At 61.9% G+C, this 22,804-nt stretch carries 19 protein-coding genes; 10 read left to right on the top strand and 9 right to left on the bottom strand.

Going from position 1 to position 22,804, the window contains the following annotated elements; all coding sequences use genetic code 11:
* Positions 1–5: 5 nt before the first annotated feature.
* Positions 6–1,214 carry an EAL domain-containing protein gene (locus tag NUH88_RS08180; protein WP_257771297.1) on the top strand — a complete coding sequence of 403 codons (1,209 nt, stop codon included), beginning with the start codon at positions 6–8 and terminating at the stop codon, positions 1,212–1,214.
* Between the two features lie 56 nt (positions 1,215–1,270).
* Positions 1,271–2,128, top strand: coding sequence for a TIGR01459 family HAD-type hydrolase (locus NUH88_RS08175; protein WP_257771295.1), 858 nt, complete (start codon positions 1,271–1,273; stop codon positions 2,126–2,128).
* A 9-nt stretch (positions 2,129–2,137) separates the two neighbouring features.
* Here the strand turns inward: NUH88_RS08175 and NUH88_RS08170 are convergent, their stop codons facing one another.
* Positions 2,138–2,533, bottom strand: coding sequence for a ribbon-helix-helix domain-containing protein (locus NUH88_RS08170; protein WP_257771294.1), 396 nt, complete (start codon positions 2,531–2,533; stop codon positions 2,138–2,140).
* Positions 2,534–2,736: 203 nt separating this feature from the next.
* On the opposite strand from NUH88_RS08170, the gene NUH88_RS08165 reads away from it, so the two are divergent.
* From NUH88_RS08165 to NUH88_RS08155, 3 genes are all read left to right on the top strand, one after another.
* The gene (locus NUH88_RS08165; protein ID WP_257771293.1) at positions 2,737–3,249 is read left to right on the top strand and encodes an Lrp/AsnC family transcriptional regulator; all 513 of its coding nucleotides are present in this window, start codon (positions 2,737–2,739) and stop codon (positions 3,247–3,249) included.
* 163 nt (positions 3,250–3,412) lie between these two features.
* Complete coding sequence (gene rpmB, locus NUH88_RS08160; protein WP_257771291.1) at positions 3,413–3,706, top strand: 50S ribosomal protein L28; 294 nt, start codon at positions 3,413–3,415, stop codon at positions 3,704–3,706.
* A 147-nt stretch (positions 3,707–3,853) separates the two neighbouring features.
* The gene (locus NUH88_RS08155; protein ID WP_257771289.1) at positions 3,854–6,211 is read left to right on the top strand and encodes a tetratricopeptide repeat protein; all 2,358 of its coding nucleotides are present in this window, start codon (positions 3,854–3,856) and stop codon (positions 6,209–6,211) included.
* On the opposite strand, the gene NUH88_RS08150 is transcribed toward NUH88_RS08155, so the two are convergent.
* Positions 6,208–7,488 carry an ArgE/DapE family deacylase gene (locus NUH88_RS08150; protein WP_257771288.1) on the bottom strand — a complete coding sequence of 427 codons (1,281 nt, stop codon included), beginning with the start codon at positions 7,486–7,488 and terminating at the stop codon, positions 6,208–6,210. The genes NUH88_RS08155 and NUH88_RS08150 overlap by 4 nt on opposite strands.
* Positions 7,489–7,774: 286 nt before the next feature.
* On the opposite strand from NUH88_RS08150, the gene NUH88_RS08145 reads away from it, so the two are divergent.
* Positions 7,775–10,165: a tetratricopeptide repeat protein gene (locus tag NUH88_RS08145; protein ID WP_257771286.1), complete on the top strand. Its 2,391-nt coding sequence runs from the start codon at positions 7,775–7,777 to the stop codon at positions 10,163–10,165.
* Between the two features lie 158 nt (positions 10,166–10,323).
* Positions 10,324–12,750: a tetratricopeptide repeat protein gene (locus tag NUH88_RS08140; protein ID WP_257771284.1), complete on the top strand. Its 2,427-nt coding sequence runs from the start codon at positions 10,324–10,326 to the stop codon at positions 12,748–12,750.
* 163 nt (positions 12,751–12,913) lie between these two features.
* On the opposite strand, the gene NUH88_RS08135 is transcribed toward NUH88_RS08140, so the two are convergent.
* Both NUH88_RS08135 and NUH88_RS08130 read right to left on the bottom strand, forming a co-directional pair.
* Positions 12,914–13,984, bottom strand: coding sequence for a COX15/CtaA family protein (locus NUH88_RS08135; RefSeq protein ID WP_257771282.1), 1,071 nt, complete (start codon positions 13,982–13,984; stop codon positions 12,914–12,916).
* Positions 13,985–14,075: 91 nt separating this feature from the next.
* Positions 14,076–14,339, bottom strand: coding sequence for an usg protein (locus NUH88_RS08130; RefSeq protein ID WP_257771280.1), 264 nt, complete (start codon positions 14,337–14,339; stop codon positions 14,076–14,078).
* Between the two features lie 381 nt (positions 14,340–14,720).
* On the opposite strand from NUH88_RS08130, the gene groES reads away from it, so the two are divergent.
* Both groES and groL read left to right on the top strand, forming a co-directional pair.
* Entirely contained in the window at positions 14,721–15,011 is a 291-nt protein-coding gene (gene groES / locus NUH88_RS08125) for a co-chaperone GroES (protein WP_257771278.1), read from the top strand.
* Between the two features lie 17 nt (positions 15,012–15,028).
* Positions 15,029–16,678, top strand: a complete 1,650-nt coding sequence (gene groL / locus NUH88_RS08120; protein WP_257771276.1) for a chaperonin GroEL — start codon at positions 15,029–15,031, stop codon at positions 16,676–16,678.
* A 62-nt stretch (positions 16,679–16,740) separates the two neighbouring features.
* Here groL and NUH88_RS08115 read toward each other — a convergent pair whose 3' ends face one another.
* From NUH88_RS08115 to NUH88_RS08100, 4 genes are read right to left on the bottom strand one after another with little or no spacing between them, the layout of a single operon-like run.
* Complete coding sequence (locus tag NUH88_RS08115) at positions 16,741–17,487, bottom strand: sulfite exporter TauE/SafE family protein (RefSeq protein WP_257771274.1); 747 nt, start codon at positions 17,485–17,487, stop codon at positions 16,741–16,743.
* A 54-nt stretch (positions 17,488–17,541) separates the two neighbouring features.
* Positions 17,542–18,171, bottom strand: a complete 630-nt coding sequence (locus tag NUH88_RS08110) for an HAD family hydrolase (protein WP_257771273.1) — start codon at positions 18,169–18,171, stop codon at positions 17,542–17,544.
* Positions 18,168–19,076, bottom strand: coding sequence for an NAD(P)-dependent oxidoreductase (locus tag NUH88_RS08105; RefSeq protein ID WP_257771272.1), 909 nt, complete (start codon positions 19,074–19,076; stop codon positions 18,168–18,170). Before NUH88_RS08105 ends, NUH88_RS08110 begins: the two co-directional genes overlap by 4 nt.
* A 16-nt stretch (positions 19,077–19,092) precedes the next feature.
* Complete coding sequence (locus NUH88_RS08100) at positions 19,093–19,497, bottom strand: tellurite resistance TerB family protein (protein WP_257771271.1); 405 nt, start codon at positions 19,495–19,497, stop codon at positions 19,093–19,095.
* Positions 19,498–19,703: 206 nt separating this feature from the next.
* On the opposite strand from NUH88_RS08100, the gene NUH88_RS08095 reads away from it, so the two are divergent.
* Positions 19,704–21,098: an amidase gene (locus NUH88_RS08095; protein ID WP_257771270.1), complete on the top strand. Its 1,395-nt coding sequence runs from the start codon at positions 19,704–19,706 to the stop codon at positions 21,096–21,098.
* A gap of 20 nt (positions 21,099–21,118) precedes the next feature.
* Here the strand turns inward: NUH88_RS08095 and NUH88_RS08090 are convergent, their stop codons facing one another.
* Positions 21,119–22,702: a SulP family inorganic anion transporter gene (locus NUH88_RS08090; protein ID WP_257771269.1), complete on the bottom strand. Its 1,584-nt coding sequence runs from the start codon at positions 22,700–22,702 to the stop codon at positions 21,119–21,121.
* Positions 22,703–22,804: the final 102 nt, after the last annotated feature.

The raw sequence follows: 22,804 nt of genomic DNA, 5'->3' as shown, positions 1-22,804 counted from the left end.
CGACGTTGCGTAATGTCCTGATCGCGAGCTTCTATGTTTTTCCGGCAATCGCAGTCGCCGTCCTGCTTCCGGTTGTTCCGCTTCTGGGGCTGCCCGGATGGGGGGCCGGTTTGTTTCTCCTCATCGTGGGCGGACTCGTGCAGAGCGGTCTCGCGCTTCGGACGGTGCGCGCTTCCTCCGAGCGGCAGCTCGAGGTGCTGGCGCACGAACTGGCGGTGACACGGCAGGATCTCGACGCGGCCCGCGAGGAGGTGTCCCGGATCCGAGAGCAGATCGACGAGATGCCGGATAGCGGCCATGTGGTGGCGGAGCTTAAGGTCTTGCAAGGGCTGCTCGGACAGCTCTCGGCGAAAACTCCTGACAAGCCGAAAGCCAAGCCGTCGGCAGAGAAGAAACCGGTGGACGATATCGGCCTTCCCGCTGTGGCTGCGGCGGAGGGGCATGGAGAGCCGCTGCTGTTGATAGACGACGCGGAAGTGCTAACCATCGTCGAACAGGCGCTGCGGGAGGACCGGGTCGATCTCTATCTGCAGCCCATCGTATCGCTGCCATCGCGGAAACGGCAGTTCTACGAGTGTTTCTCGCGCATCGTCGACGATCGCGGCCGGGTGATCACGCCGGAGCAGTATATTCCGCTGGCCGAAGAGGCCGGGCTGGTCGCGGTCATCGACAATATGCTGCTGTTCCGCTGTATCCAGCTCGTCCGGCGCGCCGTCCGGGGGCATCCGGAACTGGCGTTCTTTTGCAATATCTCGAACGGATCGCTGACCGATGTCGATTTCTTCACCGACTTCATCGAGTTTCTCAGTGATAATCAGAAGCTGATCCCGAACCTCTATTTCGAATTCGAGCAGGACGCGATCACCGATCCGAGCTACGAGACCCAGGTCAATCTCCAGCGCCTGCAGGATCTTGGTTTCCACTTCTCTCTGGATCAGGTGCGGACGCTGGATATCGACCTGCCGCATCTGGCGGATCTCGGCTTCAAATACATCAAGGTCGGCGCCCATATGCTGCACGAGATGGCGCGCGGCGACGATCCGATGCTCGACATGCGGCGCTTTAAAGGCGCGCTCGACCGCTGTGCCATGGATCTCATCGTCGAGAAGATCGAGACCGAGGACATGCTGCTCGACCTGCTCGACCTTAAAATCGACTTCGGCCAGGGTTATCTCTTCGGAGAACCGCGGCCGACGACCCAGCCCGCCAAATAGAGCGGCGTCGGCGCCGCCCCGTCACTCGCAACCGATACTCCGAACGGAAATCTGGAATGCCCACCACCCTGTCCGCCTTTTCCGGCATCGCCGAGCGCTATGACGGTTTCATCTTCGACGTCTGGGGGACCCTCTATGACGGCGGGTCGGCCTTTCCGGATGCCCTCGCGACGGTCGAGCGCCTCGCGGGCGAGGGTAAGAAGCTGCTGGTGCTGTCCAACTCGCCGCGTGTCCCGGACGTGGTCGCGGAACGGCTGACCGGCATCGGTTTCGATCTCAGCTGGTTCTCCGGGATCGTCACCTCCGGAGGCATGGTCGCGGATATTGTCGGCGGGCGCCGGGACGAGGCTACGCGTGCATTGGGCGAGCGGGTGCTCTGGCTTGGCCGCGGAAGGTTCCCGGACGCGCTTCCCGAAGGGGCGTTCGCCGAGGTCGAAGACGCGGCCGAGGCCGACTGGATCCTGAATGCCGGTCCTGAAAATCCAGATTCACAGATCGAGGATTTCGAGGGCGTGTTGACCGCTGGAGCGGAGAGGGACCTGCCGATGGTTTGCGCCAACCCGGACAAATCGGTTTTCCACCGCGGTGCGCGGCAGATCTGCGCCGGTGCGATGGCGGAGCGCTACGAGGCGCTGGGCGGGCAGGTGCGCTATTTCGGCAAGCCGTTTCCCGAGATTTTCGACCGCTGCCTCGAGCGGCTGGCGCTGCCGGCCGGAAGGGTGCTGGTCGTCGGCGACAATCTGGAGACCGACATTCTCGGATCGAACCGGTCGGGGATCGACAGCCTGCTGCTCGGCGGTGGAATTCATGCGGGAGATCTCGGCGGTGCCGCCGATCCGGCACCGCGACTTGATGAGCTCATGGCGGAGCATGGTGCCCGGCCGACTTATTTCGCCGGCTCGCTCGCCTGGTAGGAACCGGGGCTAATGTGCCGGGTGGGCTTCGAAACTGCCGTCGTCAGCCGTCGCGTAGCGCTCCTGCTCCGACGCAAAGCGCTGCAGGGCCGTTTCGAGATATCCGGGGATCGGTGCCTGCCGGTCTTCCGCCATACCGCCATGCGGCGCAGCGCTGAGGCTGTCTTCGATATTCTCGACCACGAGCTGGAAATAGGTCAGCAGGAACACCCTGAGGGCGGATGCCATGCTGGATTCCTTACGCCGTTCCGCGACAGACGTGCAGAGCGCGTCGATGCCGATATCCTCTCGCTGACAAATGTCGGACAGACCGTTCCACACTTGCGCTTCCAAGCTTACGCTTGTACGCCGATTGCCGATCGTGACGTTCTTTCTGATACGGTCGCTACCGATAACCCGTGCCACTCTTGATGCTCCTCTAACCCAAGCACACAACTGTATGGTTAACGTGCCGCATTTCTACTGGTAGTGCAATCGGCAAGGCGAACTTCGCGCGTGAGGCGTTTGAGCCGAGGATCGTCCTCCGCCGGCAGGCAGTGCCGCAGCGCTTTGCAGACGCGGCCGGGGGCATTATCATGCGTTTGTCTTGCAGTATGGGGGACAAGCCGATGAGTGGTAACGGCGAAGGACAACTGGACAAAGTCGGCTGGCAGCTCCTGCGCGTGCTTCAGGAAGATGCGCGCCTGTCCTTCAGCGAGCTTGGCCGCAGGGTCGGCCTGTCGTCGCCGGCTGTCGCGGAGCGGGTACGCCGGATGGAGGATCTCGGGATCATCACCGGTTATCGGACGATCGTGAATCCGGACAAGCTCGGCTACCCGACCACGGCCTTCATCCACCTGAAGACCTCCGGCGAGCATTACAACAAGATCGCGACTGTCGCCCATACTCTGAGCGAGGTCCTCGAATGCCATCACGTGACCGGTCAGGACAGCTACATGATCAAGGTGATCGTGTCCTCGATGGTGCATCTTGAGCATGTCATTTCCCAGATGCGGAAGTACGGCGAGACCACGACCTCGATCGTTCTCTCCTCGCCGGTGAAGGGAAAGATGATCGCCGCCGGCCCGAGCGTGCGCGTGGGACCGGCGACGCCGCCGATGTTCCTGGTCGAGAACGAGTAGTTTTTCCGGTCGCGTCACGGGCGCTGGAAAGCTCCCCGGAGGGCGGCGAATTTTCCCGGAATCCGCTTGACGGGAAATGGGGGCTCGCGTATATGCCCTGCTTCCTCGTGCGGCCACGGCTGCACGAAAACCAATTCTATCGAGTTGACCAAGGATTAGACACATGGCGCGTCGTTGCGAAATCACCGGTAAGGGTGTCCAGACCGGCAACAATGTGAGCCACGCGAACAACAGGTCGCGCCGCCGTTTCCTGCCGAACCTGCAGCAGACCTCGCTTATGAGCGATGCGCTCGGCAAGATGGTCCGCCTGCGTCTGACCACGCATGCGATCCGCTCCATCGAGCACAACGGCGGTCTCGATGCCTATCTGCTGAAAGCCAAGAACGCGCAGCTCGGCCTTGAGGCTCGCGCGCTGAAGCGGCGGATCGAGAAAGCGATTTCCGCGAAGGCCGCCTAAGGCAGTCTCCGCAAGCCTGGTTCCGGAAAACGCCCGCTTCAAGCGGGCGTTTTTCTTTTTGGACAATGCCTGCGGTTTTCGAATTCGCCCGGCCCGGATAGAGATTTTTCTAGAGATTGAGAATCCCCTGCTCTTAGGGTTGGGGTCTTGATCATTACCGAACCTGGGAACGAAGTGCCGGCCGGAACTTTCCAGAACGCGCTTGAGGCTTTCGGGCAGGGGCGTCTCGCCGACGCTGCGTCGATCTGCCAAGAGATCCTGCAGGCGGATATCCGTCAGAGCGATGCCGCGCACCTGCTCGGATTGATACTGACGCGTGCCGGTGATAACGCGAACGCCCGAAACGTTCTGGGGCTCGCCGCTTCGGTGAAGCCGTTCGACGGCTCGATCCGGCTTGCGCTTGCTGATGCGGGGCGGCCTGCCGACCCGGCGGCGGCCCGGATCGAGGTGCAGCGCGCCGTCCTTGCGGAACCGGGTATTGCCCGTGCGTGGGGAGCGCGCGCCGTCGGCTTTTCGGCCATCGGCGCCGGAGCCGCTTTCGGGCGCGCGGCGAGGGCGGGGGTCGTTCTTGCGCCGGGCGATGCCGATCTCCAATTCCTCTATTCCCAGTCTCTCGCGTCTCGGGACCAGGCCTCCGGGCGCCGGGATGCTCTAAAACGCGCTGTTCTGCTCCAGCCGGGACATCAGCGCGCCGTACGCGAACTAAGCGATTTCCTGTCCTTGGACGAGCAGATCAGGACCTGCGCGCGTCTTTGCCAGATCGCCCCTCTCGATCCGTCTCACTGGCTCGCTCGCGCAGGCTTATCAGGTGCCGGCGGAACAAAAGGCGCCGCACGCGATATCAGACGCGCCCTCGTGCTTAACCCAGCCGATACCGACGGCTGGCGGGCCAAGCTTTCTTCGAGTTCGAGCAAACTCCGCACCGCCCGGGCGATGTCGGTCTGCGCGCCCTATGACGTTGCCGCTTGGGAGGACCGGGCGAGACGCGAACATGCGGACGGAAATTCCGGCCTTGCGGAAATCGCACGGGCCAGGGTCTCGGAAATCGCGGCTTATGACCCTGACACGCAGCTTGCGCATGCGCTGGCGGCATTCGAGGAGGGACGGGCCAACGAAGCGGGCGGGATGCTGGAGGCGTATTTCAGTAATTGCGATCGTCTTCTGCGGACCCGCGACCCGCATCTCAAATTCGCGGACGGGCTCGCGGCCTTCCTTCGCATGACGCTCTTCGAGGGGCGGCTGGACCTCTTGCAGACCTATCTGGAATGTGCGGGCGATGGATTTGCGGGGACGGGCATTCCCTCGGCCGAGTTCGTCAAGATGCGCTACATGCGCCGCGCCCTTCAGGAATACCGGGAGTGCAGGCACCGCTGGAGTGGCGGCAAACGCCTCGTGGTCTCGGTGCCGGTCTGGGGGGAGAGCATCGGGCAGCTATGGCTCGAAAATGCGTTGCCGGCCATGATGGCACCCGGAAATCGCAAGCTCTGGGACCGGGGGGAAACGCTCTTCCTGATTACGACCACTCCGGAAACCCGGCGGAAATTCGAACGGGACCCGGTATTCCGGGATCTGATGAGCGATCACGCTCATGTCTTCCTCGATATATCCCCGGTGCTCGAGGAATGGGTGATGGAGGCGAACTATGTCGGGCTGATGTGCTCGCAATGGCTGGCGCTTCTGATAGCGATGCAGGAGCGGGCGGACTGTTTCCAGATATGCGCGGACCACATCTTTGCGGGCCAGAGCCTCGGGCACATTGCGGATCTTCTGGATCGCGGCGAGATCGATCTTTTTTGTACGGTTGATCTTCCGGTTTCCATTTCGGCGCAGGGGTTGCTGGAACGGTTCCGGCTGGAGGAGGGGGGGCTGGATATCCCCGAAGACGCCCTCGTGCGGATTTTCCTGGATCACATATCCGCGCGCGTCTCGCACTACATGGTCGATCCGCAAGAAAAGAGCCTGCCCGCCGACCCCTCGCGTCTGAACGCGCGTTTGGAAGGGGGCGTGCAGCTTCGCAGCACGCAGCCGCAACTGGCCTACATCGTCGCGTCAGCGCTCGAGGTGTTATGGGTCCCCTTCATGGGGGCGACGGACAATGGCGCGGTCGATTGGGCGCTGGAGAGCGGTGTCGCGCGTGAGCGTGTGGCGATGCTTACGGACTTGGAGAAATTCGTTTGCGGCGTGCTGGAGTTCGACGATGTCGAGCGGGCCGAGAGCGGATATTTCTCCGAACGTGAAGGTTTTGCCGAACCGGTTGCGGACAGGCTGCGCGCCATTCTCTCGCGGCAAGGCTACTTTACGGAGGGGCGCCGCTGGGCACTCGGCCGGCCGGTTACGGTCGCCGGTTCCGGCGCAAACGAGAGCGAGGCCACCAGACTTCTGGACAGCGTCGCAGGGCAGGTGCGGACCGAGCCCGCCAACGGGCTCACCCGGATGATGAGCCAGTTGGGGCAGTCCGCGTTCAGGCGCTTTCTGTCGCGCCTGGACGCAAATGGCGAAGGCTAGATCTTTTCCAGCCCGCACCAGTCGGCGATGAACAGCGCGATCGCGGCGGTGACGCGCCGGACCGACGGCAGGTTCACCCGCTCGTCGAAACCGTGAACGTTTTCCGCTATGGCGCCATACACATAGCTTGGCGTGTTGTTGTAGAGGCCGTGAAAGCGTGAATCCGTGAGCGCGGTTGAGGCACGGCGTCCGGGCTTTTCTCCGAACACGGTTGCGTGACACCGGTCGAGCAGGTCCTCGCCCGGCGTTCCCGCAGGGAGTTCGTATCCCGGCGAGAGGAAGCCTTGCCACTCGATCTCGGGCGGATTGTTGGCGAGGAAGGTATGCGACTTGGAGGCCGAAGCGATGGTTTCCGTCAGGCGCTTCTGGATCGCCGCCGGATCGACGCCAGGATAGAGCCCGACGCGGACCTCGAACGTGCACCACGCCGGCACGCTGGAGGTCCAGTCGCCGCCTTCGATCTGCGAGATCACCACGTTTACCGGGTGCGGGTTTTCCGCGAAGGCCGGGTGTTTGTTTTCCGGCAGATTGAACTCTTCCTCAAGCGCATGCAGTGCGTTCCAGAGCGGCACGCAGGCCTCGATCGCGTTCTGTCCGCTGCCGGCGCGAGCGACATGCACCGGAATGCCGGCGACCTTCACCCGCATCCAGACGACACCGACCTGGGCGCTGGTCAGCACTTCCCCGGTCGGTTCCGGGATCAGGACAGCGTCTGCCTTGTAGCCGCGCACCAGGGTCGAAAGCGCTCCGTTGCCGGTACATTCCTCCTCGATCACGGATTCGAAGTGAACGGGGGCGGCTGGCCGGTATCCCGCCCGCTTCAGGGCCTCAAGCGCATAGAGCGCACTCACGGTGCCGGTCTTCATGTCGCCGGCTCCGCGGCCATACATCCAGTCGCCGTCGATTTCGCCGCCGAACGGGGCCCGCGTCCACATCCTCTCCGGGCCGATCGGCACTACGTCGACATGTCCGTTCAGGATCAGCGACCGGCCTTTCGGGTTTTCCGGCCGCCAGGAGGCGACAACCGTATAGGCGTTCTCGTAGGAGACATCGACCGGCGAGAAACCGGGGTGTTTCGATATCTCGTCGGGATCGATCCGCCACATGTCCACGGCATAGCCGAACTCGCGGGCGGTCCGGGCCATCAGATCCTGGGCGGTTGCTTCCTGGCAACGGGTGGAAGGGCATTGCACGAGCTCTTGGCTCAGCTGGAGCTGCTCGTCGAAATTAACATCGACGGCACGCATGATCTCTCTTGCAACCTCTTGGGTCGGCACGGTCGATCCTTCTCTCTGCGATGTGAGCCTCGTCGAACGGAGGCGTGGTGGGAAAACCAAGAGTATTGCAGATTCGGGCGGTGCTCAATCCGGAACCCAAGAGACTTCCTCTGGTCGCGGCGCGCTTATAGACTGGTGAAAGATGTAACTGTTTCGCCGATAGGTGACCGGCTATGACCTTTGCTCCTGACCGGCTCGGCAACGTTTCGTACGCTAGCCATACGCTCACACTCGTCCGGCAGTCCGTCGGGCGGGTCTGCTTCAAGAGTGCGGTGTTGTTCCTCGGATGAGCCTGCAGAACCCTGAAAAGGAAGTGCTGCAACGTGAAGCCGTGGCAGCATTCTCGGCAGGCGATTTCGCGACATGCTGGGACAGAACGCAGAAGCTCCTGAGAATGCCCCCGGTCAGCGCGAGCGTTCATGAAATGCTCGGCATCATGCTGCTTAATGCCGGTCGTGGTGCCGAGGCTTATGCCTCCTTCCGGCAGGTTGCGTCAGCATCGCCGCAAAACCCGGTCAACCAGCTCAGGCTGGCATTCGCCGCGGATGCCGCGGGCGACGTAGAAAGCGCATCCATTGCCATCCAGCGCGCGATCCTTCTCGCTCCGGGCGAGCCGCCGATATACCTGCAGGCGTCGGGAACTTATTGGAGATCAGGAAAGGAGGAGAGAGCGTTTGATCTGCTCTCCCATGTTCTGACGCTTCAGCCGGACAATCGCCAGGCCCTGGGCGCCCGCGCACAGATGCTTTTCCAACGCGGACGAAAGCAGGAAGTTCAGCGCTGCCTTATGCGGGAGGCCGTTCTCGCGCCGGAGACCGGCGCGAACAATATCCTTTTCGCCGACACATTCCGTGCGGCCAATTGGCCAAGCATGGCAGAGCGGCTCTATCGGCGGCAGTGCAAGTTTGGCGCTCCCGGCGATCCGGAGTCCTGGCGTAATCTGGCCTATTGGCTGATCGAGCGGCGACAGGCGGACCGCGCCATTGGGGCATTGCGTCATCAGCTTTGTCTGGAGCCCGCAAATGCGGAGGCCTGGAGCAAGCTCGCTTTCTGCAATGAGAGCGCGGTGCCCAAATGCGCCGCCGACCTTTCCGTTCTGGCGGCCGCTCACTGCGCTCCCTACAACGGAATGTTCTGGATCGACGTAGCGCGGCAATTTGCAGACCGATTAAGTGTATCGGATCGCGCGGGTTGTGCCGTCGCAATGGCCGCGAAATGTGCCGTGGCGGCTCCTTATGTTCGTTTCAAACTTGCAATGTTTTTTTATGAGCTCGGGAATCGCGCCGAAGCCGCTGAGTACATGTTCCATTTTTTCAGGGACATGCACCATAAAACACTAAACGGCGAATTGGATGCCGACTCGGGGCAAGCAGCAGTCGAGTTTTTGAATTACATACTGTTGCGACAACGGCCGGCGGCTTGTGTGCCGTTTCTTGCTCATATCGACAGCACAATTAAGTTCGACAGTGTTGCCGATGTTGGACTGAGGAAAATCGGACTGCTCGCAGGACTTGATGCCGATTACTGCAAGGCTCCTCACGATTGGAGCTGTGACGAACGGCGCATTATAAGTCTGCCGATATGGGGCTCGAGTCATGTCGATATGTGGCTCAAGTGGGGGCTGCCGTCTCTTCTCGCTGGTGGAAACGAGAAATACTGGCAGGGCGGCGAAACGGCCGTTCATATTCTGACGACTCCCGAGGACTGGGAGCGAATGAAGCGGTCTGACGTTTTTGGCGAGCTTCAGGCACGGGCGACTGTAATCTTTCTGGACCTTTCGCCGGTCATTCGAAACGGTCTTACCTTCGGCTCCTATATCGCAATGAGCCTGGGTCACTGGGCGTCGATCAACATAGCCAGATCTGAAAAGGCCGACTTCATTGGCCTGGTGGCTGATTATGTGTTCTCGGACGGCTCGCTCGGGTATGTCGCAGATGCGATCGCCGCTGGCAGGTTCGATGCTGCTTTCACCATCGACTTGCCTGTACAGGACTCAGCGCTGGAAGATTTCGCACTATATCGGCAAAGCGGTGGCGCGCTCGAGATCCCGAGCCGCGCAATGGTGGATGTTTTCCTCAATCATCCGTCGTCCCGCGTGTCGGCATATGAAGTGGGACCGGGAATAGATTCCGCGCTCTCAGACCCCTCGCGGCTCAATTTGCGGCTCGCCGATGGATGGCGAATTTATACCATGCAGCCTCAGCTGTTTTATTTGCGTGCTTCCTTGTCGGCGGAAGTGTGGGTTTCGAATCTTCCGGCAACAGACAATGGAGTCGCCGATGCGTGTTTCGCCGCGCTCGGATCTCCCGAGAAAATGCGCATCCTGACAGATCCGGATCAATTCTGTTGCTCCGTCGTCGAAGCTGGAGACGAAGGCCGTCTTGAGAAGGGGTATTTTGCGGTGCGCCACGAGACCGCAGATCCGATTGCAGAACTCGTTGCTCAGATCCGGCGAAGCGGTTTCGCTTCGCCTGCCCGGATATGGGGCTTGGAGCACGGCTTGGACGCGATCAGTTCCGGAGAATCCGGTATCGACACAGAGCAACGGGATTGGATCGAGGATTTGATCCAATCCATACCGGCCGGATTCGAACTCGGGCAGAATTTCGCAAGGCAAGTCGGCCTGCCGAGTTTCGAGCGATACCTGGAATGGTGCGAGCCCGGTCCGCTCCCATGAAGGAATGTGAATGGGGAACTATGCTCCCAAGCGTAAAGGTTCCGGAAAGTCCGGAGGATAGAGTCATGCCAGCGTTTGCGGTAGAAAGTTGAGGGACGAGACGGTCGAGTTATTCAGCTCGTTGGGTTCTGCACTCCAGTTTTCGAAAGAAGAAGCTTTTGGCGACCGACTATTCTCTGACTGATGGAGCGGAAACTCCGGAACAGTCGCTTCGCAGCGACTTTATTGGTGCCGTGGCTGCTTACCAGCGTGGAGACGTCGCGGAAGCTATTGGAAAATTGCGAGAAATCTTGTCCTCCCACCCGGGACATGTCGAAGCGCAGGAACTCACGGGCGTCATACTGCTCTCCAAGGGCGAGTTCGCCGCGTCCTTTCAAATGCTGAAACTGGTGACGCAGGCAAAACCGTTGGATGTGATCAGCCAGTTTCGATTGGCGGAGGCGGCGGAACGAATTCGCCATGAGAATTGCGCCGCGGACGCATATCGCCGGGCTGAAATCGCAGAGCCGAATTCGAGTGCGGTCCAACTAAGGCTGCTGAGCTTTCATGCGGCGCATGGGCGTGGTGCATCTGCGCGAAAGCACGCCTCGCGAAACATCATCGTGGGGGACCTGTCCAGTCTGGCATTTTCGATAAGAGCCAAACTCCAGTTCGGGGCGGGAGACCCCGGTACGGTGCGCGATGACTTGATGCGTTCACTGATCATCGCGCCGGCGAACGGAGCGGATATGTATCCCTTGGCGCAAATCCTGGAGAAAACAAGCGACACGAACCGAGCAGAGAAACTCTATCGCAAATTCTGCAAGGTCATGGGGCCGTTGGATGCCAGGGGCTGGGGAGCCCTATACGATCTATTGAGTAGTCGGCGCCGCCGAAAGGAAGGGACGGCGTTCCTGAAGCGCGCATTGATTCTGAGTCCCGCTGAGCCGGCGTTTTGGAGCCGCATGTCTGGCGCCGATTGGTCACACCCGGATCCCAGTTTCGCGGCGACTGCCGCGGCGATGAGCGGAAGCCCCATTCCGGCTGTCTGGATGCAGGTATTGCTGAGCCTCGCCAGCAAGCACGATATGGTTCATCTCGCGAAGCGCGCAGCCGAAGCCATGCGAAGGGTCAATCTGGAGGCGCGATCGTCTCCGTCCATACGCTTTTCGTTAGCCGAGATGACGTTTGTCAACGGCGACAAGGAAGAGGCTCGACGCCAACTTCAGCTCTTCTTCAGCGAAGTTTCGGCCGGGCTCGAAGACGCTCGCCAGGAGGTGAAACACGATTTCGGTTGTATCGTATTTCTTTACTTCCTGTTGTTTTCCGGAGCCGTCGAGGAGTGCGCCCGTTTCGCGGACCGTCTTCACAGCGATTTTGGCGGAAACTCAAACACCCAGATACATTTCAACAAGCTCAAGCTTCTGCTCGGTCTCGTGACGGGCTATCGGACCCGTCCGCACATTTGGTCCTCGGAGAGACGGAGGGTCGTATCGCTCCCGGTCTGGGGAGCGAAATATGTCACTATGTGGCTGAAATACGGACTTCCCTCTTTGTTCGGTGAGGAGAACCGAAAATTCTGGGACGAGGGGGAAACCGTATTCCATGTCGCGACGACGCCCGAGGATTGGTCGCGTTTGAACGCTGATCCGCTTTTTGAGCGGTTTTGCAAGCGGCATAGTCCCAAATTCTTGGACGTTACGCCGATCCTGAAATCGGGCCTCCAGGCCGGTTCTTATCAGGCTCTCACTCTTGCCCATTGGGCTTCGATTTCCATAGCGCGCGACGAGAATGCGGAATTCGTCGGATTGGTCGCGGATTATATCTTCTCTGACGGCTCTATGAGCTTCATCGCCGATCAGGTGCAAGAGGCCGATATGCAAGCCGCTTTCACTGTCGATTTTTGGGTTGCGGGCGAGGCCGCGACGCCGGTTTTCGACAGCCTTCTCTCCGACGACGGTACATTGAGCATTTCCGCGCAACGCATGATGCAGGTTTTCAGCGAGAACAGCTCCGCGCGTATTCATTTCAACGAAGCGGGCAGGGGGCTGGGTTCAATTCCATCGGACCCCTCTCGTATCTACAACCGCCTTCCGAATGGGCTTCGCATCGACAATCTGCAGCCGCAATTGTTCTTCGCCACGCCGGAGTTCCTGCGCGATGTTTGGCTTCTGGGCCTGCCGATGACGGATAATGGTCTTGTCGACCTCGTCTTCACCGGCGAAGACAAATCGGAACGGTGCCGGATACTCGTCGACCCGCATCGTTTCGGGTGCGTGGTTCTTGATTTTGACGAGGAAGAAAGGGCGGCGACGGGGCATTATCCCGAGCGGTTGCAGAGCGTGGATCCGGAAGCGGACCTTGCAGATCAGATTTTGCGCAGCAGCCTTTGGAGCCCGGGGCGGCGTTGGGCGCTCGAAAACCCTCTCTATGTATCGTTCGATGGTGAACCGCCGGACCGGACGGAAGCCGACCGGTTCATGGCAGCGGTTAGAACGCGGCTACCGGTCCCGAGACTGTCAGGCAATCTTGCAATGGTTCACGAACTTGGCCGCGAAGAGTTTGCCCGTTTCTGGACCCAAAGAGAGGCGGCGGAGCGGGAGTGACCGACGACCGTTCTGCCAGTGCCTGCGGGCCGGCCAGTCTTTGAGGCGACTATGTGCGGGGAGCCGAGGCCTTCGGGCTGCGATTGAATGCTCCGAAGGCCTGGTGACCTGATTGTCCGCGTCGGGTCGCTGCGAGAGGGCGGCCAAGTCTGCTCTGTGCAGCTCAGCTTGATCGAGTGCGCGCGCCGCTGGTCTCGAACAATACCCAAAATGCAGCTGCAAACGTCAGGGCGGCGCCACCTTGGTGTGCCGCTCCTAGCGAAACCGGGACCTGCGCCAGCAAAGTCGAAATCCCCAGGGCAACCTGTATCGAAGCCATCCCGGCAAGAGTGTGAACCGACAGCCGCGTGCGTGGGCGGATCGTCTCGGAGCGTATCGCCCGTACGAGTAGCCAGACGATGACCGCGTAAGTGACGATGGCGACGACCCGATGATGGAACTGTACCGTCGCCGGGTTCTCGAAGATGTTGATCCAGAACGGCTCGGCATAGGCATAGTCGGGCGGGACGATATGGCCGTCCATCAGGGGAAAGGTGTTGTAGATGAGGCCGGCGTCGAGACCCGCGACGAAGGCCCCGGCGACCACCGTAAGCGCAATCAGATGCAGAGCGGCCATCGCATGTCTGCGTAACCGTCGGTCCGGTTCGTCGGAAATCCGCTGCAGCTGGAGCACGGTCCAGATCAAGGCGCCGAGAATGATGAAAGCGACGCTCAGATGGATCGCAAGCCGGTATTGGCTGACCGCCGGGTTGTCGACCAATCCGCTTTTGACCATCCACCAGCCGATGACCCCTTGCAGGGCACCCAACAGGAAGAGGAATCCGAGACGGGGATAGAGCGCGCGGCGGATCTTTCCGGTCAGTGCGAGCACGAGAAAAGGCAACGCGAAGGCGATGCCGATCAGACGGCCCCAGACCCGGTGCAGATACTCCCAGAAGAAGATCTCTTTGAAATCCTCGATGGTCATCCAGGAATTGACCTTCTGGAACTCGGGTGTGTCCTGGTAGATCGAGAACACCCGGTACCATTCCTTTTCGCTGAGGGGCGGGATCCAGCCGATGAAGGGACGCCATTCGGCCATGGAAAGACCGGATTCCGTCAGTCGGGTGATGCCGCCAATGACGATCATCAGAAACACCATGACGGCGACGCCGGATAGCCAGATGGCGACCGGGCGGTCGGTTGCTGCATGTTCCGGCAGGGCCGGGCTATAGGGCTGACTGGACGCGGTCACGCCACACTCCGCTTGCATCTTTGAACCGGCGGAATGTGGCGTCGGGCGCGGCGAAGGTCAAATGGATGCGATGCCGCACCCGTGGGCGGGGTCAGTGAAAGCGGAACTCGACCTCGGCCGCATTGAAATTCGCCGTTCCGGTCAGCGAGCCGGCGCTGATCTGGATCGAATGGATCGGCGCCTCGATATGGTCCCGCCAATGGTCGAGGAAACGCCTCAGCCTCGGGAATTTCGGAATGACGTCGTGAGTCTGCCAGATGAAGCTTTGCAGGAGATCCGGATGGTCCGGCATGCGGTAGAGGATCTCGGCGGTGGTGACGCGGCGTTCGAAAAGGACGACAGGCTCAATCGACATGCATGAACTCCGTAGGTTGTGGCTTCCGGAATTCTGCTGTAGAACGCTGCGAAATCGCAATAAATAAATAAAATCAAATGATTAGCAGCAATATGGTGCGATTGCTGCCAGTTTTCGTCCCCTGCTTTCCGGTCGTTTCCCGGGAAATCCAATTGCGGTTCGCGCCCCGCATTCCCATCTAGGCAGCCGGAAAGAGCCGACTCCCGGCCGCGGCGATCCGCCAAGATTTTTTCCCGACTCGCCCGCCAACTTCTTGACAGCCGTTCCGCGCTTCCCTACATCGTCAGCACTCGCCGCTGGTGAGTGCTAACACGTAGGTTCGCCAAGGCGAGCACTCAGTAAAGAGAACGTCACTCAGACGATTTTTTCGGAGGTTATGGCATGAAGTTCAGGCCATTGCATGACCGGGTTGTTGTCCGTCGCACTGAAGGCGAGGAAAAGACGGCCGGGGGCATCATTATTCCCGATTCCGCCAAGGAAAAGCCGATGCAGGGCGAAATCGTCGCTGCCGGTTCCGGCGCACGCGACGAGACCGGCAAGGTTCAGCCGCTCGACGTCAAGGCCGGCGACAAGGTTCTGTTCGGTAAATGGTCGGGCACGGAAGTCAAGATCGACGGCGAAGAGCTGCTGATCATGAAAGAGTCCGACATCATGGGCGTTCTGGAAGGCTAAGAAAGGACTGATCCATCATGGCTGCTAAAGACGTTAAATTCGGTACCGACGCGCGTACCCGCCTGCTGCACGGCGTCGACGTGCTCGCGGACGCCGTCAAGGTTACCCTTGGCCCGAAAGGCCGCAACGTTGTTCTCGACAAGTCCTTCGGTGCCCCGCGCATCTCCAAGGACGGCGTGACCGTTGCCAAGGAAATCGAGCTTTCCGACAAGTTCGAAAACATGGGCGCCCAGATGGTGCGCGAGGTTGCTTCCAAGGCGAATGACATCGCCGGCGACGGCACCACCACTGCTACCGTTCTGGCTCAGGCCATCGTGCGTGAAGGCTCCAAGGCCGTTGCCGCCGGCATGAACCCGATGGACCTGAAGCGCGGCATCGATACGGCGATCGAAGCTGTCGTCGCCGACATCGAGAAGCGCGCGAAGAAGATCTCCACCTCCGACGAGGTCGCGCAGGTCGGTACCATCTCTGCCAACGGCGAAGCCGAAATCGGCGAAATGATCGCCAAGGCGATGGAGAAGGTCGGCAACGAGGGCGTCATCACGGTCGAGGAAGCCAAGTCCCTGCACACCGAGCTCGACGTCGTCGAGGGCATGCAGTTCGATCGCGGCTATCTCTCCCCGTATTTCGTCACCAACGCCGACAAGATGACCTGCGAGCTGGAAAGCCCGTTCATCCTGCTGCACGAGAAGAAGCTCTCCAACCTGCAGGCTATGCTGCCGGTTCTCGAGCAGGTCGTGCAGTCCGGCAAGCCGCTCCTCATCATCGCTGAGGACGTCGAAGGCGAAGCGCTGGCGACCCTCGTCGTCAACAAGCTGCGTGGCGGCCTGAAGGTTGCTGCCGTCAAGGCTCCGGGCTTCGGCGATCGCCGTAAGGCCATGCTGGAAGACATCGCCATCCTCACCGGTGGTACCGTCGTCAGCGAAGACCTCGGCATCCAGCTTGAGAACGTTACCCTCGAGATGCTCGGCACCGCCAAGCGCGTGCAGATCACCAAGGACGAGACCACCGTTGTCGACGGTGCTGGCGAAAAGGCCGACATCGAAGCGCGTTGCGGTCAGATTCGGGCGCAGATCGAGGAAACCTCCTCCGACTACGACCGTGAGAAGCTCCAGGAGCGTCTCGCGAAGCTGGCCGGCGGCGTCGCGGTGATCCGCGTCGGCGGGGCCACCGAAGTCGAGGTGAAGGAGCGCAAGGATCGTGTCGACGACGCGATGCATGCGACCCGCGCCGCGGTCGAGGAAGGCATCGTCCCGGGTGGCGGTACCGCTCTGCTCTACTCCGTCAAGGCTCTGGACAAGATCAAGCCGGAGAACGAAGACCAGAAAATCGGCGTCAACATCGTGCGCAAGGCGATTCAGGCTCCGGCCCGTCAGATCGCCGAGAATGCCGGTGAAGACGGCGCGGTCATCGTCGGCAAGATGCTCGAGTCCAAGGACAGCGATTGGGGCTTCGACGCTCAGAAGGGTGAGTTCGGTAACCTGGTGAAGGCTGGCATCATCGATCCGGCCAAGGTTGTCCGCTCCGCGCTTCAGAACGCCGGTTCCGTTGCCGGTCTGCTGATCACGACCGAAGCGATGGTCGCCGAGAAGCCGGAACCGAAGGGTGCGGCCCCGGGCGGTATGCCGGGCGGCGGCATGCCGGACATGGGCGGCATGGGCTTCTAAGCCAAGCGCTCAGACACTTCTGCAAAGAACCCTCCAGGGCCTCTCTGGAGGGTTTTTTCTTTTCAGCGGATTGCCTCCAGCAGAATGAAAAGGCCTAGCAGGGAAACACCGGCATAGAAGAGTTGTCGGAAGCGCTTTTCTGAAAGCCCGCGCCGCAGCCGCTGTCCCGCCGCCATGCCGAGCAGTGCCGGGATAAGGCCGAGGGCCGACGCGGTGCCGAGGTCCGCTGTCAGCAGGCCGCTGCCTCCAAGCGACACTGCGAGCCCGACATTCGAAAGCATGAACAGCATGCCCATGGCCTGAACCAAGGCGTCCCGTCCGAGGCCGAGTCCCTGCAGGTAAAGAACGCCCGGCACCATGAAGGACCCTGTCATACCGGTCAGGATGCCATTGGGAATGCCGAAGAGGGGCCCCGCAGTGCGGGACTGCCGTTCGGTAAGGGTCAGGCTCAGCCCGAATAGCGCGGTCGCGGCATAGGCAATCAGGAGGAGGCCCAGCAACCCGGACAATAAATTGACATCGACAAGACCGATGACCATGGCTCCGGGCCAAATTCCGACCGTGGCCGTGAGCAGGAACGGCCAGATCCGGCGGATAAGCGCGCGGCCATGTCCGCCGACGGTCGCCTGCCAGACATTGGTGACGAAGCCGGGAACGATGATCAGCGCCATGGCGCTCGGCAGGTCGATGAGTACGGTCAGCACGCCGAGTGACACTGTCGGAAGCCCGAGGCCGATCACGCCCTTGACCGTGCCCGCCAGGAAGAAGGTCGCGGCAATGGCGACAAGGGTCTCAGGATCAAATGGCATGGCTGCTACTCTAGCCGGACAATTCGGATTGGAATACCCGCACGAGCCACGTGCCTACCTGATCAGGCCATCCCGTTTCAGGCGGTCCAGGCAACCGTCGGGACCCTCGAAGTGATGAACCTCGAAGCCGAGGGCTCTTGCGGCTTCGATATTGCGTTCGGAATCGTCGATGAAGAGAGTGCGCTCCGGCGCAAGCCCGAAGCGCTCGACGCAGAGTTCGAAGATCCGCGGATCGGGTTTGATCACGCCTTCCTCGCCGGACACCACGACATCGTCGAATGCCTTCAGGAAGGGGAAGCGCTCGCGGGTGTCGCGGAAGGTCTCGGCGCCGAAATTGGTGAGGCCGTAGATCCGCCGTCCGGCCGCTTTCATCGCCGCCTTGGCCGCGACGATATCTTCCAGCGGACCGGGGATCATTTCCTGGAACCGGCCATAGAAGGCTTCGATCTCAGCCTTGTGCTCCGGGTGCCGGGCCACCAGTTCGGCGGTCTGATCCTCCGGCGAGCGGCCGAGATCGTGCCGGACATGCCACGGCGTGGTGCAGATGTTCGCGAGGAACCACTCGATACGCTCCTCGTCCGGTGCGCCGTCGGAAGTGCGAAAGACCTGCCTGTAGAGATGGCGCGGGTTCCACTCTAGAAGGACGTTGCCGACATCGAACAGGACGGCGTCGATCGTGCTCATTCCGGGTCCTTTGGATTTTCAGCGATTTCGAGGATCAGCGAGGAAATATCGAGGTCGCCCTGTCCGTTCTCGACCAGTGCGTTCCAGTGAGCGGCGTTGCTCTTAAGACCGCCGAGGGACAAGCCTGCCGCTCCGGCGAGGGCCTCGGCCTGGTCGGTCAGCGCGGCCTGCATCCGGACCGTCCGGCCGGCGCGAAATTCCCTGTCCGCCATCCGCCTGCCGGTCTCGTTCAGCACCGCGCCGCCGACGGCGCTGTCGGCGAGAGCGGCAAGAAGGGCTTCGGCCTCGACGCCGGAGGCGGCGGCGAGCGCGAGGCCTTCCGCGAGGGCCTGGACCATCTGTCCGTGGATCGCCGCGCTGCAGGTTCGGATCGCCTGTCCGGCGCCGACCGGACCGGCATGCAGTGCCTTTGCCGCGAGAACACGCAGGACCGGCCAGATCCGCGCGAAGGCCATGTCGGTGCCGCCGGCTGAGAGCGTGCCGCCGAGCGCCGCTTCGGTGATCGGCGCATCGATCCAGATTCGCCCGCTCTGCCGCACCCTGTCGGCAAAATTCCGCGTGGATTGCGGAGTCGTTTCGCCGATATCGACGATCAGGCCCTCGGGAGGGGTGCCGTGCAGGGCACCGTAGCGATCCTCGTCTGGATCGAACACCACCCGCTCCAGCGCGCTGTCGTTATTGACGGCGACGAGGGTTGCTTCGGTATAGCGGGCGACGTCCCGCGGGCAGGGTTCGACCTCGATGAGGGGATGCGCTTCCGCCAGTCCGACAGCCTTGGCGGTGTTCTGCGTCCAGACATGCAGGCGCGCACCGCTCTCGGTCAGCTTGCGGGCAACCGCGAGACCGCGGCGCCCGAGTCCGACAAGACCGATACGGCGACCGTCGAGCGGCTTCTGGGCCGACATTGCTCGGCCCTCCGGCTCAGGGGCGCGCGTAGCGTGCGGCGGAGCCGCGTTCGATGGCGGCGGCCGTCAGCCGGTCGACATTCAGCTCGTGGCGCAGGATCTCAAGAAAGCGTAACTCTTCCTGCGTGGCGGTACCGTCGGCCGCGACCACGTCGCAGGCCAGGGCATAGGCCGTCGGTCCGAGATTCTCCGGCAGCGTCCGCTTGATCTGGTCGACCGCGGCGTCGAGCCCGTCCGCCTCGCTCAGCAGGTCGATCGCGGAGCCGGCGATCTGGCCGAAATTGCCGATCTCGAAATCCTGGAAGATCGGCAGCACGTTGATGATTTCGCTGATCGTCTCCAGTTCCTCGTCATCGACGCTGCCGTCGGCGGCTGCGCTGAGGACCATGGCGTAAATCAGTGCGGAATGTGTGGTGATCATTGTTCGCCCAGGCTTTCCAATTGCATGAACTGTGAAGGATATAGCGGCTCACATGCCCCAGCGATAGCACGGATTGGGAGAGCGACGGCAAAACCGCTGCGGCATGCAGGGTGGTCGTGCCATGACGGCGCTATTGTGGAGCCGCGAATGAGCGCTAGTCTGTCGGGTAAATCGAACAGGAATGTGGCAGGCAGGGGATCAGGATCATGGCGAGAATACCGGACGATCCGTTCGAGGCCGGAGGCATCGCGGCTTTCGCGGAGGACCTTCGGGCGGGGCGGACGAGCAGCGAGGCGGTGACGCTGGCCTGTCTCGAGAGGATCGACGCGCTCGACGGCAAGATCGGCGCCTTCCAGCATGTCGCGCCGGAAACCGCATTGCAGACCGCGCAGGCGATGGACGGCCTGCTGCGCGCCGGAACCGATCTCGGGCCACTGATGGGGGTTCCGTTCGGGGTCAAGGATATCTACGCGGTGGACGGCATGCCGACCACCAACGGCTCGCTGATCGAGTCTGCGGAGATCACCGGCTCCGAAGGCACCTATGTCCAGCGCCTGAAGAAAGCGGGCGCCGTCATTCTCGGCAAGACCAAAACCGTGGAATTCGCGCTCGGCGCGACCGGGCAGAACGAAGCGCGGGGCACGCCGTGGAACCCGTGGGATCTGGAAACGCAGCGCATTCCGGGCGGCTCCTCCAGCGGCTCGGCCGCGGCGACGGCTGCCGGCATGTGCGCATTCGCGCTCGGCTCCGATACGGGGGGATCGATCCGAATCCCGGCCGCGCTATGCGGTCTTTTCGGGCTCAAGACCAGCATCGGACTGATCCCGACCGACGGTGTCTTCCCGCTCTCGCCGACGCTCGACACTGTCGGGCCGCTCTGCCGGTCGGCAACGGATGCGGCGATCGTGCACGCCGTGACCATGGAAACACCCGTGCCCGATACCGTTTCTCCCGGCTCGCTTCGGCTGGGGCTGTTGCGGGACTTCTTCTTCGAGGATCTCGATCCTGAGGTCGAGAAATGCATGGATCTGGCGCTGCGCGCGCTCTCGGAAGCGGGCGTCACGATTGTCGAGCTCAATTCGGGCGACCTGCCGGATCCGAAAGAGCGGGAGACGATCTTTCCGCCGATCGTCGGTACGGAGATCCTCGCGAGCCTGGGCGTCGATCGTTTCATGGCCGGGCGCGGCGGCATGGACAGTGTCACCGCCGCCCGTGCCTCGGTGGGGCTCGACGTTTCGGGGGTGGATTATGCATTGGCCCTGCGCCGGCACGAGACGTTGAAGCGGCTTGCCGACGAGGCCGTGAAGCCGTTCGACGGACTGATCTCGCCGGCCACCCCGATGGTGGCGCTGCCGGCGGAGTCTTTGAAGGACAAAGAAGGCGGGGCGAGGGGCATGGCCGCCTCCCGCAACACGCAGCCGGGCAATCTCTGGGGCATGTGCGGCATCTCGGTGCCGATCCAGCAGTTCGGCTCGGACCTTCCCGTCGGCCTCCAGGTACTCTGCCGCCGAGGTATGGACGCGCATGCGTTGTCTATCGGACGTGCGATCGAGGAGATCGTCGGGCGTCCCCGGATGCCGCGGATATCCGGAACCGGCTGATCCAGGATGGTGTGCGGGGCCTAGTGCCCCGTGCCGACCTGACCGACGCGAAGATCGTAGTCGCTCGCGACACCGTAGACCGGATCCTCGTCGTCGCGCTCTTCCACGAGCTGGCCCGCCTTGCCGAGCAGCGCCTTGCAGTCGCGGCTCAGATGCCGGAGCTGCAGCCGCTTGCCGAGCTCGTCATAACGTTTGGCCAGGCTCTCGATCGCCTGCAGGCCGGAATGGTCGACCACCCGTGAGTTCATGAAATCGATCACCACTCGGTCCGGATCGTCCTTCGGCGTGAACTGGGCGAGGAAGCTCTCGGTCGAGCCGAAGAAGAGAGGCCCGTCGAGGCTGTAGATCTTTGCGCCCGAGACGTCGATGCCGGAAACGGCATGCATCCGGGTGGCGGCGTTCCAGGCGTAGAACAGGGCCGCCAGGATCACACCGACGACGACCGCGATGGCGAGGTCGGTGAAGACCGTGACGATGGTGACGAGCACGATCAGCAGCGCATCCTTGCGCGGGATCCGGCGCATAATGGTCAGGCTGCGCCAGGCGAAGGTGCCGATCACCACCATGAACATCACGCCGACCAGGGCCGCGAGCGGGATCTGCTCGATCAGGCTGGAGGCGAAGAGGATGAAGCTCAAGAGGAAGAGCGCGGCGGAAATGCCGGAGAGCCGGGTGCGGCCGCCGGATTTCACGTTGATCACGCTCTGCCCGATCATGGCGCAGCCGCCCATGCCGCCGAAGAATCCGGTCACGGTGTTGGCCATGCCCTGGGCGAGACACTCCCTGGAGGCGCCGCCCTTGGTCTCGGTCATGTCGGCGACGACGTTCAGGGTCAGCAGGCTCTCGATCAGGCCGATGGCGGCGAGGATCAGCGAGTAGGGCAGGATGATTTCGAAAGTCTCGAGCGTTAGCGGCACCGTCGGGATGTGGAAGAGCGGCAGGCCACCCTCGATGCTCGCGAGGTCGCCGACGCGCGGCAGGTCGAGATCGAAGCCGATGACGATCAGCGAGACGATGCCCACGGCGGCGAGCGGCGCCGGAATGAACTTGGTGATCCGCGGCACGACATAGATCAGCGCCATCGTCACGGCGGTGAAACCGAGCATCAGATAGAGCGGCTCGCCGCTCATCCAGGCGGTTCCGCCTTCTGGCGTCTTCACCTTGAACTGGCCGAGCTGGGCCAGGAAGATCACGATCGCAAGCCCGTTCACGAAGCCGAGCATCACCGGGTGCGGCACCATGCGGATGAATTTGCCCCAGCGCATCGCGCCGGCGAAGAGCTGCAGCAGTCCCATCAGCACCACCGTGGCGAAGAGGTACTCGACGCCGTGCCGGGTCACGAGATCGACCATGACGACGGCGAGCGCGCCGGTCGCGCCGGAGATCATGCCCGGCCGGCCGCCGAACACGGCGGTGATCAGGCCGACGATGAAGGCGGCATAGAGGCCGACCAGCGGATGCACGTGGGCGACGAAGGCGAAAGCGACCGCTTCCGGCACCAGCGCGAGGGCGACGGTGAGACCGGAGAGGATGTCCGTCTTGATCTGGCCGGGGGACAGTTTCTTGCCATCGGCGCCGTGATCATCCGCGGGAAACAAACGCATTTTCATCGCTTGCAGCATGGGTGCGCATCTCTCTGAAATTTCGATTGATGTCGGGAAATGTCCCCCGCCCACTCTTCCGCCTCCGGGATGTTTGTCCGGGGA

This window comes from Nisaea acidiphila, from assembly GCF_024662015.1.
Taxonomy (GTDB): domain Bacteria; phylum Pseudomonadota; class Alphaproteobacteria; order Thalassobaculales; family Thalassobaculaceae; genus Nisaea; species Nisaea acidiphila.
The sequence above is the reverse complement of the archived record's forward strand: the minus strand, read 5'-3'. Positions and strand labels throughout refer to the sequence as shown.